The sequence below is a fragment of the Rhodopseudomonas sp. BR0M22 genome, assembly GCF_010907035.1.
In the GTDB taxonomy this organism is placed as follows: domain Bacteria; phylum Pseudomonadota; class Alphaproteobacteria; order Rhizobiales; family Xanthobacteraceae; genus Rhodopseudomonas.
Genome location: NZ_QUMK01000093.1, coordinates 1 through 14,952, shown reverse-complemented (window position 1 = coordinate 14,952; position 14,952 = coordinate 1). Strand labels below are relative to the sequence as shown.

Here is a 14,952-nt window from a genome sequence, read left to right as displayed (position 1 = left end):
CACCCCAGCCCTCCCCCGCAAGCGGGAGAGGGGGCGCACTGCCGCTGTAGCAAAGGCCGAGCTTTACAACGAACGCAAAGAGTCTGACTACCTCTCGTTCGTCGCGTCCTTCACCAATTTCTGCACGGTGTCGCCCTGCATTCGGGCAATGTCGTCCTGATACTTGAGCAGCGCGCCGAGGGTGTCGCCGACGACTTCCGCCGTGAGTGCGCGGGCGTCGAGTTCGGTCAGCGCGGTCGCCCAGTCGAGGGTTTCGGCGACGCCGGGCGATTTGTAGAAATCCTGCTCGCGCAGCGCCTGAACGAAGTTCACCACCTGCTGTGACAGCTTGGCCGAGATCCCCGGCACGCGCGACTTCACGATCGCCAGTTCGCGCTCGGCGTTCGGATAGTCGACCCAGTGATACAGGCAGCGCCGCTTCAGCGCGTCGTGGATTTCGCGGGTGCGATTGGAGGTGACGATCACGATCGGCGGCGTCGGCGCCTTGATGGTGCCGAACTCCGGAATGGTGACCTGGAAGTCGCTGAGCACTTCGAGCAAGTAAGCCTCGAACGCCTCGTCGGCGCGGTCGAGTTCGTCGATCAGCAGCACCGGCGCGCCCGCCGTGTCCGGCTCCAGCGCCTGCAGCAGCGGACGCTTGATCAGGAAACGCTCGGAGAAGATGTCGCTGGAGAGCTGATCGCGGTCGGTATCGCCGGCGGCTTCGGCCAGCCGGATCGCGATCATCTGCGCCGACGAATTCCACTCATACACCGCGGATGCGACGTCGAGCCCCTCGTAGCACTGCAGCCGGATCAGCCGGCGGCCGAGCGCGGCCGACAGCACCTTGGCGATCTCGGTCTTGCCGACGCCAGCCTCGCCTTCGAGAAACAGGGGCCGGCCCATCCGCAGCGCCAGAAACACCACCGTCGCCAGCGACCGCTCGGCGAGATAACCGCGGCTCGTCAGCAGTTCGAGCGTGGCGTCGACGGAGGCGGGAGGCGCGGGCGCGGTCATGGCCGATCCGTGTCCAGGCTCACGCCTTGCCGTTGGCGGCATCGACCGCCCGCTTGGTCAGCACGCCGATCAGATGCGCCCGATATTCGGCGCTGCCGTGCAGATCGCTGTTCAGCCCATCGGCGGAGACGTGCAGAGCGTCGAGCGCCTTGGAATTGAACCGCGCCTTCAGCGCCTCTTCGAACTGCGTGACGCGGAACACGCCATCGGCGCCGGCGCCGGTGACCGCGACCCGGACATCCGACGGACGGCGGGCGACGAACACGCCGACCAGCGCGTAGCGCGACGCCTGGTTGCGGAACTTGATGTAGGCGGCCTTCTTCGGCAGCGGAAACTGCACCTTGGTGATGATCTCGTCCGGCTCCAGCGCGGTCGCGTACATGCCCTGGAAGAACTCTTCGGCCTTCAGCTTGCGCTTGTTGGTGACCACGGTGGCGCCGAGCGCCAGCACGGCCGCCGGATAGTCCGCGGTCGGATCGTTGTTGGCGAGCGAGCCGCCGATCGTGCCCTTGTGGCGCACCGCCGGATCGCCGATCAGCGACGCCAGCTCGGCCAGCGCCGGGATCGCCTCGCCGACGATCGCCGAGTTCGCGACCTCGGCGTGCTTGGCCGTGGCGCCGATCACCAGCGAGCGGCCCTTCATCTCGATGCCGTTGAGGCCTTCGATATGCGACAGATCGATCAGATGCGGCGGCGCCGCGAGGCGCTGCTTCATCACCGGCAACAGCGTGTGGCCGCCGGCGATCAGCTTGGCGTCCTCGTTCTTCAGCAGCAGATTGGCGGCCTGGCGAACGGTCCCGGGGCGGTGATATTTGAATTCGTACATTGCGCTTCCCTGAGCTTCCTGCGTCTCGTTGGGCGTGCCGCGCGGCCTCGTTGAAGCGGGCCGGCGCCGTGCCGCTCAGCTGCGGTCGGAGTTCGCCATCGCCTTGGCGCCGGCCGCGATCGACACCACGATGTTCTGATAGCCGGTGCAGCGGCAGAGATTGCCTTCGAGCTCTTCGCGGATCGTCTCGTCGGAGAGGTCGTGGCCCTTGCGGTGCACCATGTCGACCGCCGTCATGATCATGCCCGGCGTGCAGAAGCCGCACTGCAGGCCGTGATTCTCGCGGAAGGCTTCCTGCATCGGGTGCAGCGGCGCGCCGTCGGCGGCGAGCCCTTCGATCGTCGTCACTTCATGGCCGTCGGCCATCACCGCCAGCGTGGTGCAGGACTTCACCGCCTTGCCGTCGAGATGCACGACGCAGGCGCCGCACTGCGAGGTGTCGCAGCCGACATGGGTGCCGGTGAGGCGCAGGTTCTCGCGCAGAAACTGCACCAGCAGCGTGCGCGGATCGACGTTCGCGGTCACGGGATTGCCATTGACGATCAGGGAAATCTTGGCCATCGGCCCTCTCTTCAATGCGCACCGCCGCGTTGCACGGCGATCACTCGTCTTTTAGTTGTGTTTCTTGAACCGATCTTACGGGGCAACCCCAGGATCGGCAACCGCGAACGGCCCCGGCCGCGCCGGACCTGCAGCCGTGTAATGACATCCGCGTGATCACGCGCCGCAGCGCGGTCACGCCGCGCCGTTGCCGTCCTGAACCGCCTTGGAGAAGTTGGCGAAGAACTCGTCGGCGAGCTTCTTGGCCGAGCCGTTGATCAGCCGCTGCCCGAGCTGCGCCAGCTTGCCGCCGATATGCGCTTCGACATCGTAGGACAAGAGCGTGCCGCCATCCTTGTCGGACAGGCCGACCGTGGCGCCGCCCTTAGCGAAGCCGGCGACACCGCCCTCGCCTTCACCGGTGATCTTGTAGCCGTTCGGCGGATCGAGATCGGACAGCGTCACCTTGCCCTTGAAGCGGGCCGACACCGGGCCGACCTTCAACTTCGCGACGGCGCGAAAACCGCTGTCGTCTTCGGTCTTTTCCAATTCCTCGCATCCGGGAATGCAGACCTTCAGCACTTCCGGATCGTTGAGCTTGCTCCACACCAAATCTTTCGGCGCGTCCAGTTGGACTTCGCCGTTCATCGTCATGGCCATGGATATTTCCTCCCGGATCGGCGCACCGCCTCGGATAGCGGCATTGCGACTACTTAAGCATGCCGGGCGGCAAAGAAAAAGTATCGCGACACCGCCCCGAGCAATCAGCGGCGATAACAGCTATGCGGTGAATGAGATAGGTAGCGCGCCGCCCGAACGCCAGCGCCGAGCCGCCACGACAGCCGGGACAGCGATCAGGAGCGTTGCGCCGCGGCCGGATAGTTCGATTGGAGCGCCGCCGGGCTGGGGCGCGATGCAGCCGCAGATTGCGTCGAGGGCTCCACCAGCATCAGAATTGCGGTGCCGAGAAACAGCAGCAATTCGGTGGCATGCAGCCGCATCGCTTCCGGCTCGGCGACCTGCGAGGCCATCACCATGCTGGCGAACGAAATCACGCTGCCGAGCGTGAGCGCGAAGGCCAGCGCCTCGTTGCAACCGCCGGACAGACGGACAGACGGCCGCGTCAGCAGCGCCGAAAACACCAGCAGGAAACCGGCGACCGTCAGCTTGCCCAGCGCCAGCAGCCACGCCATTTTCATCGTCGCGACCGCGCCGAGATGCAGATGATCGCTGACGAAGATCGCCACCGAGATGTTGGGACGGTCGTACAGTGCGTGAATCGGCGAGACGATCAGGCGATACGCGACGATCAGCCAAGTTGGGGCGATATAGGCGGCGAGCAGGACGCCGTTCACCGTGCTGATCCGCCAATCCGTCTTCATTATCGTATCCCGCCAGCCTGAGCGCGCCGAATCTGCGACGCGTTTCAAGAGCTAACCCCAGGTTAACGATAACCGGCAACGGAAACGTTTTGTTAACCTTAACGGAAGGTTGCAGACTGTGGACGACGGCCGGGCGCCCCGATTTGGCACCACTCGGCACGAAACTTGCGTTGAGCTCAAGGTGATATCGCTTGAAATGATCGCACCACAGACGCAGAAAGCCCCGCCATCGGGCGGGGCTCCCTGCTGTCGCTTCGGTGCACGGCCGTCTGGAGAAAACCGTGACCGGGCGAATTCGGCACCGGTGGCCGGCGCGCTATCGGCCTTGACCACCGTGTGGCTGGCCACCGTGTTGCTGGCCGCCCTGCTGGCGGTCCGGCATATGACCGGAACGTCCGGGATCCTGCTGCTGCTGACCCGGACGCGCGCCGCCGCTTTGCTGCTGCTGGCCGCCCGAGCTTCGGTTCGGGTTCGGATTCTGCTGATTCTGATTCGACATCGTGAGTCTCCTTCAACCGAGTGTCGCACCCGCAGCAACAACGATCAGTCCGCCCCTGGGGTTGCGCGCTTACTCGTGATCTTTGCGCGGCTTTTGCGCGGCAGCATCGCGCCGGACGGAACCGCACTGTTCGGCGGCGCCGTCCACAGGGCAGAAGGTTGTACTCGGGCGCTGTTGCCGCAATCGCGACCCACTGTTAGAAAATTACGAAGCGAAGCGACGTTCCGGCTGCCGGGGCCCTCGCCGCATCGTGTGTGCAGTGCGAGCGCGATCTCCAAAGCGGTGCCGTTCGCATTGCAATCGACGGTGTTTCGAGTTCCGATCCTTCGAGTCCTCTGACGACGGCAGCGCATGGACTATTTCGCCCAGCAGCTCATCAACGGCCTCGTGCTCGGCTCGATCTACGGCCTGATCGCGATCGGCTATACGATGGTCTACGGCATCGTCGGCATGATCAACTTCGCCCATGGCGACATCTTCATGATCGGCGGCTTCATCGCCCTGATCAGCTTCCTGATCCTGGTGTCGTTCGGCCTCACCTTCGTGCCGTTGATCCTGCTGGTCGTGCTGCTGGTTTCGATGGCGATCACCGCGCTCTACGGCTGGACGGTCGAACGCATCGCCTATCGTCCCTTGCGGCATTCGTTCCGCCTCGCCCCGATGCTGTCGGCGATCGGCATGTCGTTCGTGCTGATGAATTACGCTCAGGTGTCGCAGGGCGCCCGCGTCAAGCCGGTGCCGCCGATCATCACCGGCGGCTACACGCTGCACGAGAGCGCCGACGGCTTCAACGTGCAGCTCTCCAACGTTCAGATTCTGGTGGTGGTCACCACCGTCATTCTGCTCGGCATCTTCACCTGGCTGGTGGCGAAGACCCGGCTCGGCCGCGACATGCGCGCCTGCGAGCAGGACCAGACCATGGCGGCGCTGCTCGGCGTCGACGTCGACCGCACCATCTCCATGACCTTCGTGATCGGCGCCGCGCTCGCCTCGGTCGCCGGCATGATGTACCTGCTGTATTATGGCCTGGTCGACTTCTCGATGGGCTTCATCGCCGGCATCAAGGCGTTCACCGCGGCCGTGCTCGGCGGCATCGGCTCGCTGCCCGGCGCGATGCTCGGCGGCCTGCTGATCGGCCTGATCGAGACCTTCTGGTCGGCGTATTTCTCGGTCGAGTACAAGGACGTCGCGGCGTTCTCGATCCTGATCATCGTGCTGATCTTCATGCCGACCGGCCTGCTCGGCCGGCCGGAAGTCGAAAAAGTCTGAGCGGGCACCGACGTGGCAAAACTCGCGCACGCCGCTGCTGCCCCTGCCGCCGCCGCTACGGTCGGCGTCGGTTTCATCTTGAAGAAAGCCCTGATCAGCGCCCTGGTGGCGCTGGTTTTGTTTTCGCTGATGATCGGTGTCCGCACCGAGGCCGGCCCCGAAGGCGGCCTGATCTACTGGACGCGGTTCGGCGATCTCGCCGGCATGGTCGGTGGCGTGTTCGTCGGCTCGATCGTGGTCGAGCTGCTGCGGATGTGGTGGGGCCCGGTCGACACCGCGAAGATGATGCCGGCCGGCGCGCGCAAGACGCTCGGGCTCGCCGGCCGCGTCGTCGCTCCGGCGCTGCTGATCTTCACCGTGCTGGTGCCGGTGATCTTCTACAATCAGCGCTACATTCTCGATCTCGGCATCCTGGTGCTGACCTATGTGATGCTCGGCTGGGGGCTGAACATCGTGGTCGGCCTCGCCGGCCTGCTCGATCTCGGCTACGTCGCGTTCTACGCGGTCGGCGCCTATTCCTACGCGCTGCTCGCCACCAATTTCGGCCTGTCGTTCTGGATCTGCCTGCCGCTCGCCGGCATCCTCGCCGCGTTCTGGGGCGTGATCCTCGGCTTTCCGGTGCTGCGGCTGCGCGGTGACTATCTCGCCATCGTCACGCTGGCGTTCGGCGAGATCATCCGCCTCGTGATCATCAATTGGCAGGGTCTCACCGGCGGACCGAACGGCGTCAGCGGCATTCCGCGCCCGACCCTGTTCGGCATTCCGCTGTCGCCGGGACCAAACGGACTGGCGGCGCACCTCGGCATCCCGTTCTCGCCGACCCACCGTCTCGTCTTCCTGTTCTATCTGATCCTGATCCTGGCGCTGATCACCAACTGGGCGACAATCCGCCTGCGCCGGCTGCCGATCGGCCGCGCCTGGGAAGCCTTGCGCGAGGACGAAGTCGCGTGCCGCGCCCTCGGCATCAACACCACCACCACCAAGCTGACGGCCTTCGCCACCGGCGCGCTGTTCGGCGGCTTCGCCGGCGCGTTCTTCGCCACCCGGCAAGGCTTCATCTCGCCGGAATCCTTCACCTTCCAGGAATCGGCGCTGGTGCTGGCGATCGTCGTGCTCGGCGGCATGGGCTCGCAGCTCGGCGTCGCGCTCGCCGCAGTGGCACTGATCGGCGGCTTCGAGCTGTTCCGCGGTCTCGATCAGTTCCGCATGCTGGTGTTCGGCATGGCGATGGTGCTGCTGATGATCTGGCGGCCGCGCGGCCTGATCGGCCACCGCGCGCCGACCGTGTATCTGCAGCACAAGCAGGCGATCTCGTCCGACCTCGTCAAGGAAGGCCACGGATGAGCAGCGCTGCCGAAATCCTTCAGGTCGACCGCCTGACCATGCAGTTCGGCGGCATCGTCGCCGTCAACGAGCTGTCGTTCACGGCGCAGCAGGGCAAGATCACCGCACTGATCGGTCCGAACGGCGCCGGCAAGACCACGGTGTTCAACTGCATCACTGGCTTCTACAAGCCGACAGCCGGGCGGATCAGCCTCGCCCATGCCGACGGATCGAGCTATCGGCTCGACCGGCTCGGCGACTTCCGCATCACCAAGATCGCCAAGGTCGCGCGCACCTTCCAGAACATCCGTCTGTTTCCCGGCATGACCGCGCTGGAGAACCTCATGGTGGCGCAGCACAACACGCTGATGCGTGCCTCCGGCCTGACCTTCCTCGGCCTGTTCGGCGCGCCGTCCTGGCGCGCGGCCGAAAAGCAGGCGATCGAGCGCGCCACCTTCTGGCTGGAGCAGATCGGTCTGCAGGACCGCGCCGACGATGCCGCCGGCAACCTGCCCTACGGCGATCAGCGCCGGCTGGAGATCGCGCGCGCGATGTGCACCGAACCGGTGCTGCTCTGTCTCGACGAGCCTGCAGCCGGCCTCAATGCCCGCGAGAGCGCCGAGCTGAGCGAACTCCTGCTGTCGATCCGCAACGACCGCGGCACCTCGATCCTGCTGATCGAACACGATATGAGCGTGGTGATGGAGATCTCCGACCACGTCGTCGTGCTCGACTACGGCGTCAAGATCGCCGACGGCACCCCGGCCCAGGTCCGCGACGACCCCCGCGTCATCGCCGCCTATCTCGGCGTCGAGGACGAAGAGGTCGAAAAGGTCGAGCAGGAGCTCGGGCTGTGATTTGCCTCTCCCCATGTACTCCGTCATGGCCGGGCTTGACCCGGCCATCCATGCCCGCGGGTAGGGCTGTGCTTGTGGCCGTGGATGGCCGGGTCAAGCCCGGCCATGACGCAGGTAAGCGTGGCGAGGCCGCGCGATGACCAACACCTCCACCGCCCCCCTGCTCCGCATCGAAAACCTCCGCGCCGCCTACGGCAAGATCGAGGCGCTGAAGGGCGTCGATCTTTCGATTCAGCCCGGCGAGATCGTGGCGCTGATCGGCGCCAACGGCGCCGGCAAGTCGACGCTGATGATGTCGATCTTCGGTAAGCCGCGCGCCAAGGCCGGCCGTATCGTGTTCGACGGCGTCGACATCACCACGATGCCCACTCACCTGATCGCGCGGATGAGCATCGCGCAATCGCCGGAAGGCCGGCGCATCTTTCCGCGGATGAGCGTCGCCGAGAATCTGCAGATGGGCGCCGACGCCGGCGAAGGCAGCGACGACGAGCGCGCCGCCACGCTGGAGCGGGTGCTGACGCTGTTCCCGCGGCTGCGCGAACGCTTCGGCCAACGCGGCGGCACGCTGTCGGGTGGCGAGCAGCAGATGCTGGCGATCGGCCGCGCGCTGATGAGCCGGCCGCGAATGCTGTTGCTCGACGAGCCGTCGCTCGGCCTCGCGCCGCTGATCACGCGGCAGATCTTCGATGCGATCCGCACCCTGAACAAGCAGGACGGTCTCACCGTGCTGATCGTCGAGCAGAACGCCAACCACGCGCTGAAGCTGGCGCATCGCGGCTACGTGCTGGTCAACGGGCTGATCACCATGAGCGGTTCCGGCGCCGAATTGCTGGCGCGACCGGAGGTGCGAGCCGCGTATCTCGAAGGCGGCCGCAAGGCGTGAGGTAATCCCTCCCCGAAGGCGCGAGCCCTGCGGCACAATGCGGCAAGCAGGCGCCGACGCTGCCGTATTTTGTCGATGACTTGTCGTGAAAATCAGCCAACAATGCCGGCCGGTTAGGCGCTTCGGGCGGGCTGGAGCGCGGCTATTCGTTTGCAAATCCATCGCAAGGATTCATCGATGAAACTGAAACTTCTCGGTTTGGCATTCGGCGCCTCGCTGGCGCTCTCGACCACGGCGCTGGCGCAGGACATCAAGGTCTCCGTCGCCGGGCCGATGACCGGCGGCGAATCTGCGTTCGGACGGCAGCTCAAGAACGGCGCCGAGCAGGCGGTGGTCGACCTCAACGCCAAGGGCGGCCTGCTCGGCAAGAAGCTGGTGCTCGATGTCGAAGACGATGCCTGCGATCCGAAGCAGGCGCGCTCGGTCGCCGAGAAGATCGCCGGCGACGGCATCCCGTTCGTCGCCGGGCACTTCTGCTCGTCGTCGTCGATCCCGGCGTCGGAGGCCTATGCGGACGGCAACGTGCTGCAGATCACCCCGGCTTCGACCAACCCGCTGTTCACCGAGCGCAAGCTGTGGAACGTGCTGCGCGTCTGCGGCCGCGACGATCAGCAGGGCGTGGTCGCCGCCGAGTACATCCTGAAGAACTACAAGGGCAAGAACGTCGCCATCCTCAACGACAAGACCACCTACGGCAAGGGTCTGGCCGACGAGACCAAGAAGGCGCTGAACAAGGCCGGCTTCCAGGAGAAGATGTTCGAGTCCTACAACAAGGGCGACAACGACTTTAACTCGATCGTGTCGCGGCTGAAGCGCGACGCCATCGATCTGGTCTATATCGGCGGTTATCACCGCGAGGCCGGCCTGATCCTGCGCCAGATGCGCGACCAGGGCCTCAGCACCGTGATGATGGCGGGCGACGCGATGAACGATAAGGAATTCGCCTCGATCACCGGCCCGCTCGCCGAGGGCACGCTGTTCACCTTCGGCCCCGACCCGCGCAACAAGCCGACCGCCAAGCAGATCGTCGAGACCTTCAAGGGCAAGGGTATCGATCCGGAAGGCTACACGCTGTACACCTACGCGGCGTTCCAAGTGTGGTCGCAGGCGGTCGAGAAGGCGAAGTCGACCGATCCGAAGAAGGTGATCGACACCATCAAGGCCGGCGAGTGGGACACCGTGCTCGGCAAAATGGCCTTCGACGCCAAGGGCGACATCAAGGCGATCGACTACGTCGTCTACAAATGGGACGCCAAGGGCAACTACGCGGAGATCGGCAACTAAGTCGACTGATCGTCGCGCCGCGGCTCCCGCGGCGCTCACCATCACCCCGCCCACAAACCGTCACCGCCCGGCTTGACCGGGCGGCCCAGTATTCCAGAGCGTTCACAGAGATGAGCGCTCTGCCGTATCCAACTTGACCCGCACAAGCACGACCTCTGCTCCTCATGGTGAGGAGCATCGCGTAAGCGATGCGTCTCGAACCATGAGGCAACGCTTCGTGCGCTGCCATCCTTCGAGACGCGGTCCTAACGGACCGCTCCTCAGGATGAGGCCAGCATCGTGTCTTCAGGCGAACTACCCAATATTCCCCAGCGCCGGGAAGGTGTTCAGCAGCCAGATGCTGACGTCGCTGATGGCGCCGGTGAGGAAGCCGATGCCGGTGAGGACCATCAGCACGCCCATCACCCGCTCGACCGTGGCGAGGTGTTTCTTCATCCGGGCGAACAGGCCGGAGAACTGTTCGACCATCAGCGCGGCGAGCAGGAACGGCACGCCGAGGCCGAGCGAATAGATCGCCAGCAACCCGGCGCCCTTGGCCACCGTCGCCTCCGCGGCAGCCACCGACAGGATCGCCGCCAGGATCGGGCCGATGCACGGCGTCCAGCCGAACGCGAACGCCAGCCCCATCACGTAAGCGCCCCACAGCCCGACCGGCTTCGGAATCGGCAGGCGGCCTTCGCGCATCAGGATGTTGATCCGGGTCAGGCCAAGGAAGTGCAATCCCATCAGGATGATCACGACACCCGCGACGATCGCGAGCTGTGCCGAATAAGCGCGGATCAGGGTGCCGACCAGGCTGGCGCTGGCGCCGAGCGCGACGAACACGGTGGAGAAGCCGAGCACGAACATCGCCGCCGAGATCATTACCGCACGCTTCGAGCTGCGCTCGGCTTCGTCGGCGGCGACGTGCTCGATGGTCGCACCGGTCAGATAGATCAGGTACGGCGGCACCAGCGGCAGCACGCAGGGCGACAGGAAACTGACCAGACCGGCGATCAGGGCGGCGGGGATCGAAACGTCGTGGATCATGGCCGGCTACATGCACCCGCCCGCAAAGCCCATGCAAGCCGCTGCGTCATTGTTCCGCGCCTTGTGATCGTGCCCGAGGGATTGCTTCGACCAATTGTTTATGCCGAAAATGTTCCCCCTTCAGTCAGCTTTCCGGACGGTTCGATCTTGCACAACCTGATGACCGATGTTGCCGGCGTTCGCGTCGGCCACGCGCACGACCATACGCTCGCTTCCGGTGTCACCGCGATTCTGTTCGACAAGCCCGCGGTCGCCTCGATCGACGTGCGCGGCGGCGGCCCGGGAATTCGCGATGGCGTGCTGCTGGAACCGGTCAACACCGTCGAGCAGGTCGACGGCTTCACGCTGTCCGGAGGCTCGGCATTCGGGCTCGATGCCGGCGGCGGCGTGCAGGCCTGGCTCGCCGAGCGCGGCCGCGGCTTTGCGATCGGCAACGCGACGATTCCGATCGTGCCGGGCGCGGTGGTGTTCGACATGATCAACGGCGGCGACAAGGCGTGGGGCCGGTTCTCGCCGTATCGCGACCTCGGTTATGCGGCGGCCGAGGCCGCCGGTGACAGCTTCGCGCTCGGCAGCGTCGGCGCCGGCCTCGGCGCCACCACCGCGACGCTGAAAGGCGGGCTCGGCTCGGCCTCGGCGACGACGCCGGACGGCGTCACCGTCGGCGCCATTGCGTTGGTCAATGCGATCGGCAGCGCCACGATCGGCGACGGCCCGTGGTTCTGGTCGGCGCCGTTCGAAATTGGCGACGAGTTCGGCGGGCTCGGGATGCCCGAGAGCTTCACGCCGGAGATGCTGAAGGTGCGGCTGAAAGGCGCCGCGACCCCGAGCGCGGTCGAGAACACCACGCTGGTCGCGGTGGTGACCGATGCCGCGCTCACCAAGACCCAGGTGAAGCGGCTGGCGATGCTGGCGCAGACCGGATTTGCCCGCGCGATCTATCCGGTGCACGCGCCGCTCGACGGCGACGTGGTGTTCGCTGCGGCCACCGGCGTCAAACCGGTCGAGCCGCTGGCCGGCCTCACCGAGCTCGGCGCCATCGCGGCCAACACGGTGGCACGGGCGATCGCCCGCGGCGTCTATGAGGCCACCGCACTGCCATTCAAGAACGCCCAGCCGGCGTGGCGCGACCAGTTCAGGCGCTGACCGACAGCGACGAGGCCGAGGCGGCCTGGATCTGCGCGGCCTGGCGCTGGATCAGCTGCTCGACGAAGTTGTACGACGAAGTGGCGCTGCTCGACGACGAGCTGGTCGCCGCCGAGGTCATCGTCACCTTGCTGCCGTCGGCGTAAGTGACCGAGGTCGTCACGCTGCCGTCCGAATTGGTGACGCTGGACGAGGACGAGCCGGACAACGCCTGCAGCAGCGGATCACTGCTGCCACCGCCGTTGCCGCCGTTCGCACCACCACCGCCATGGGCATGATGCCGACGGCCGCTCTTCAGCGCCGAGGACATCTCGTCCATGCTGACATTGCCGTCGTTGTTGGCGTCCATCTTGCCGAACACCTTGTCGGCATTGGCGACATTGGTGCCGCCGGCGCCGAGCGCGTTCTCGAATTCGCTCTTGGTGATCGAGCCGTCGCCGTCAGCGTCGATCTGATTGAACAGATCCTTCAGCGCGGCGTCGCGCGTCTTCGCTGCGGTCGAGTTGGGGTTGTTGACCGACTGCTGGCTCTGCGCGTCGAGCAAAGCCTGCATCGTTTCCTGCGACAGCCCGCTGGTCGGAAACGGGCTGCTGCTGCTGGAGGGCAGACTCGGGAACGACGAGGTGCTCGCGCTGCTGCTCGACGTCTCGAACGGGTTGGTGAAGCTGGTGGTCTTCGACGACGATTTCGACGTCGCCGCGCTCAGCGTATTGAGCAGTCCGGACAGCGCGCCGAGCGCGCCAAGGGCAGGCAGCATGACTGAAACTCCGCATTACACCGCTCGCCGCGGCCGGCAACTACCCATTCCGGCATCATCTGCAGCAATCCCTGTGCCAGCCTCGAAATCACCGGAAATGCTGGGCTTTTTCGCCCGTCGCAGCGCCTAAGGGACGGCAATTTCTGCCCCCTCCGGCACAACCTGCCGGGCGCGCGCTGGCGGATTTGCGCTCTCGATTTGCGAGGAACCGGCGCGGCGTGGTAGCGAAGCTGATCCGCTCACACGCAACTGGAAGCCCTGATGTCCTCCTTCGCGCTCCGTCCGCTCGCCATCGCACCCTCGATCCTTGCCTCGGACTTTTCCAAGCTGGGCGAAGAGGTCCGTGCGGTCGACACCGCCGGCTGCGACTGGATCCATCTCGACGTGATGGACGGCCATTTCGTGCCGAACATTTCCTACGGCCCGGACGTGATCAAGGCGATGCGGCCGCACACCAAGAAGATCTTCGACGCCCATCTGATGATCGCGCCGTGCGACCCGTATCTCGAAGCCTTCGCCAAGGCCGGCTGCGACCACATCACCGTGCACGCCGAAGCCGGCCCGCATCTGCACCGCTCGCTGCAGGCGATCCGCGGCCTCGGCAAGAAGGCCGGCGTCTCGCTCAATCCCGGCACGCATCCGAGCGCGATCGAATACGTGCTCGACGACATCGATCTGGTGCTGGTGATGTCGGTGAACCCCGGCTTCGGCGGCCAGGCCTTCATCCCGAGCGCCATTCAGAAGATCCGCCAGATCCGCGCCATGATCGGCGACCGCCCGATCGACATCGAAGTCGACGGCGGCGTCTCCGACAAGGTCGCCGGCGAACTCGCCGCCGCCGGCGCCAACGCCTTCGTGGCCGGCTCCGCCGTGTTCAAGGGCGGGACGCTGGAAGCTTACAAGGCGAATATTGCGGGGATCAGGAACGCGGCGATGAGCGCGCGGGGGGAAGTGGTTTAAGTCGGTCTGACGAGCCGCAAGCCGGGGGGCTTTCGGCTCGTTGGTTCGAGACAGAACCGTGCAACGTTGTCATCTCGCCAGCCATCGATGAGACTTTGCAGCGCCTCCGGGCCGGCTTCCAACGCTTCGAAGGCCCGCCGGGTGACTTGCCGATGGGTTGGATAGATCTCTGGGCGCTCCATCTGCGACCGCAGGATGCACCTCGCCTCGGAGACGTTCCCGATCAGAAAATGCGTCAGCGCGAAGTCGAGTTGCACCACCTCGAAGTCGTTGTCGCTCATCCGACTGATACGCTGTAAGAACTGCGGTGGTCCTTCGAGGTCGCGCAACGCCTGAACTTCGTGGCGAAGGCACTGCTTCACCACTTCGGCCGCTCGCTCAACATCATCGACCCTGACACGGTGGTCGTCAGGCCCGGCGATGATCGTACCGTAGGTCAGCACGAGATTGTCGAGCGGGCGGTGCAGCGGCATCACCACCTTCCAAAGATCCATGTGATGCTTTTGCGACGTCGCGTTCAGAAAGAACCCGCGCAACACGTAGCTGGTCGGTGCGAGCACCAGAACGTCGCGACAGAGCACGGTACCGGGCAGCGCAGGCTGGACCAGCTCCAGGATCTTTGCAGAACGGCTCATGCTTCAAGCCCGGACCTCGCTCGAAGTGAAGTTCGATGACCGGAGTGTCATCTCTCCTAACGATCCTAGCAAGAAGCCGGCATGAGCGAAGCGTTATGCGGAGCTGACGCAGCTTTCCGAATGTCGCGATGCTCGTCCGGTTAGCTCGAGCAAACATCAACGCCGTCATTGCCGGGCTTGCCCCGGCAATCCATCACTCTTCGCAAGATAGCGCGCTGTCGCGCGCGATGGATGCGCGGGTCAAGCCCGCGCATGACGGGAGTGAATGTGGCTGCGGTTGTGAACGTCGTTAGGCCGCCGCCTAAGTGTCACACCGTCTCGTCCGTCATTCCGGGGCGCGCGATAGCGCGAGCCCGGAATCCATAACCCCTGTGCGCGTGGTGAAAGCACGACGGTCGGGCGCCGCGTTGACGACGCAAGTCCAGGGGGTATGGATTCCGGACTTGCGCGCGAGAGCGCGCAATCCGGAATGACGCGGTGAGGTGAAAAGACGGGGCCTGCCAATCGCGGAATTCGGGCTTCGCCCAGCCGGGCCTGAAGCCCGGGGGCGGCGCCCCCACCGGCCC

The 14,952-nt window shown here is 65.4% G+C and carries 16 protein-coding genes; 8 read left to right on the top strand and 8 right to left on the bottom strand.

Annotation, left to right across the window (positions count from 1 at the left end):
* Window positions 1-87 precede the first annotated feature (87 nt).
* The 5 genes from DY468_RS22735 to DY468_RS22715 all read right to left on the bottom strand — a co-directional run bounded on the left by DY468_RS22735 (window position 88) and on the right by DY468_RS22715 (window position 3,744).
* On the bottom strand, window positions 88-996 hold the full coding sequence (locus tag DY468_RS22735) for an AAA family ATPase (RefSeq protein WP_164607632.1): 909 nt from the start codon (window positions 994-996) through the stop codon (window positions 88-90).
* Window positions 997-1,015: 19 nt separating this feature from the next.
* Window positions 1,016-1,822 (bottom strand): FAD binding domain-containing protein, encoded by an 807-nt coding sequence (locus DY468_RS22730; RefSeq protein ID WP_164607630.1) that lies wholly within the window; start codon window positions 1,820-1,822, stop codon window positions 1,016-1,018.
* Between the two features lie 75 nt (window positions 1,823-1,897).
* The gene (locus DY468_RS22725) at window positions 1,898-2,383 is read right to left on the bottom strand and encodes a (2Fe-2S)-binding protein (RefSeq protein ID WP_107345537.1); all 486 of its coding nucleotides are present in this window, start codon (window positions 2,381-2,383) and stop codon (window positions 1,898-1,900) included.
* A gap of 174 nt (window positions 2,384-2,557) precedes the next feature.
* The gene (locus DY468_RS22720; protein ID WP_164607628.1) at window positions 2,558-3,022 is read right to left on the bottom strand and encodes an SRPBCC family protein; all 465 of its coding nucleotides are present in this window, start codon (window positions 3,020-3,022) and stop codon (window positions 2,558-2,560) included.
* Between the two features lie 194 nt (window positions 3,023-3,216).
* Window positions 3,217-3,744, bottom strand: coding sequence for a hypothetical protein (locus tag DY468_RS22715; protein ID WP_164607626.1), 528 nt, complete (start codon window positions 3,742-3,744; stop codon window positions 3,217-3,219).
* 325 nt (window positions 3,745-4,069) lie between these two features.
* On the opposite strand from DY468_RS22715, the gene DY468_RS24990 reads away from it, so the two are divergent.
* From DY468_RS24990 to DY468_RS22685, 6 genes are all read left to right on the top strand, one after another.
* Window positions 4,070-4,582, top strand: a complete 513-nt coding sequence (locus tag DY468_RS24990; RefSeq protein WP_164607625.1) for a hypothetical protein — start codon at window positions 4,070-4,072, stop codon at window positions 4,580-4,582.
* 12 nt (window positions 4,583-4,594) lie between these two features.
* A complete protein-coding gene (locus DY468_RS22705; protein WP_164607623.1) occupies window positions 4,595-5,512 on the top strand; it encodes an ABC transporter permease subunit in 918 nt (305 codons plus the stop codon).
* A gap of 12 nt (window positions 5,513-5,524) precedes the next feature.
* A complete protein-coding gene (gene livM / locus DY468_RS22700) occupies window positions 5,525-6,856 on the top strand; it encodes a high-affinity branched-chain amino acid ABC transporter permease LivM (protein WP_164607621.1) in 1,332 nt (443 codons plus the stop codon).
* The gene (locus tag DY468_RS22695) at window positions 6,853-7,692 is read left to right on the top strand and encodes an ABC transporter ATP-binding protein (protein WP_164607619.1); all 840 of its coding nucleotides are present in this window, start codon (window positions 6,853-6,855) and stop codon (window positions 7,690-7,692) included. Before livM ends, DY468_RS22695 begins: the two co-directional genes overlap by 4 nt.
* 136 nt (window positions 7,693-7,828) lie before the next feature.
* Window positions 7,829-8,575 carry an ABC transporter ATP-binding protein gene (locus DY468_RS22690; RefSeq protein WP_164607617.1) on the top strand — a complete coding sequence of 249 codons (747 nt, stop codon included), beginning with the start codon at window positions 7,829-7,831 and terminating at the stop codon, window positions 8,573-8,575.
* 177 nt (window positions 8,576-8,752) lie between these two features.
* Window positions 8,753-9,859 (top strand): branched-chain amino acid ABC transporter substrate-binding protein, encoded by a 1,107-nt coding sequence (locus DY468_RS22685; protein WP_164607615.1) that lies wholly within the window; start codon window positions 8,753-8,755, stop codon window positions 9,857-9,859.
* A 294-nt stretch (window positions 9,860-10,153) separates the two neighbouring features.
* Here the strand turns inward: DY468_RS22685 and DY468_RS22680 are convergent, their stop codons facing one another.
* On the bottom strand, window positions 10,154-10,888 hold the full coding sequence (locus DY468_RS22680) for a cytochrome c biogenesis CcdA family protein (protein ID WP_164607613.1): 735 nt from the start codon (window positions 10,886-10,888) through the stop codon (window positions 10,154-10,156).
* Window positions 10,889-11,035: 147 nt separating this feature from the next.
* Between DY468_RS22680 and DY468_RS22675 the strand changes: the two genes are divergently transcribed.
* Complete coding sequence (locus tag DY468_RS22675; protein ID WP_164607611.1) at window positions 11,036-12,034, top strand: P1 family peptidase; 999 nt, start codon at window positions 11,036-11,038, stop codon at window positions 12,032-12,034.
* Here the strand turns inward: DY468_RS22675 and DY468_RS22670 are convergent.
* The gene (locus tag DY468_RS22670) at window positions 12,024-12,791 is read right to left on the bottom strand and encodes an EF-hand domain-containing protein (protein WP_164607609.1); all 768 of its coding nucleotides are present in this window, start codon (window positions 12,789-12,791) and stop codon (window positions 12,024-12,026) included. The two genes, DY468_RS22675 and DY468_RS22670, sit on opposite strands and share 11 nt — an antisense overlap.
* Before the next feature lie 261 nt (window positions 12,792-13,052).
* On the opposite strand from DY468_RS22670, the gene rpe reads away from it, so the two are divergent.
* A complete protein-coding gene (gene rpe, locus DY468_RS22665; protein WP_164607607.1) occupies window positions 13,053-13,751 on the top strand; it encodes a ribulose-phosphate 3-epimerase in 699 nt (232 codons plus the stop codon).
* On the opposite strand, the gene DY468_RS22660 is transcribed toward rpe, so the two are convergent.
* The gene (locus DY468_RS22660) at window positions 13,748-14,386 is read right to left on the bottom strand and encodes a hypothetical protein (protein ID WP_164607605.1); all 639 of its coding nucleotides are present in this window, start codon (window positions 14,384-14,386) and stop codon (window positions 13,748-13,750) included. The two genes, rpe and DY468_RS22660, sit on opposite strands and share 4 nt — an antisense overlap.
* Between the last annotated feature and the right edge of the window lie 566 nt (window positions 14,387-14,952).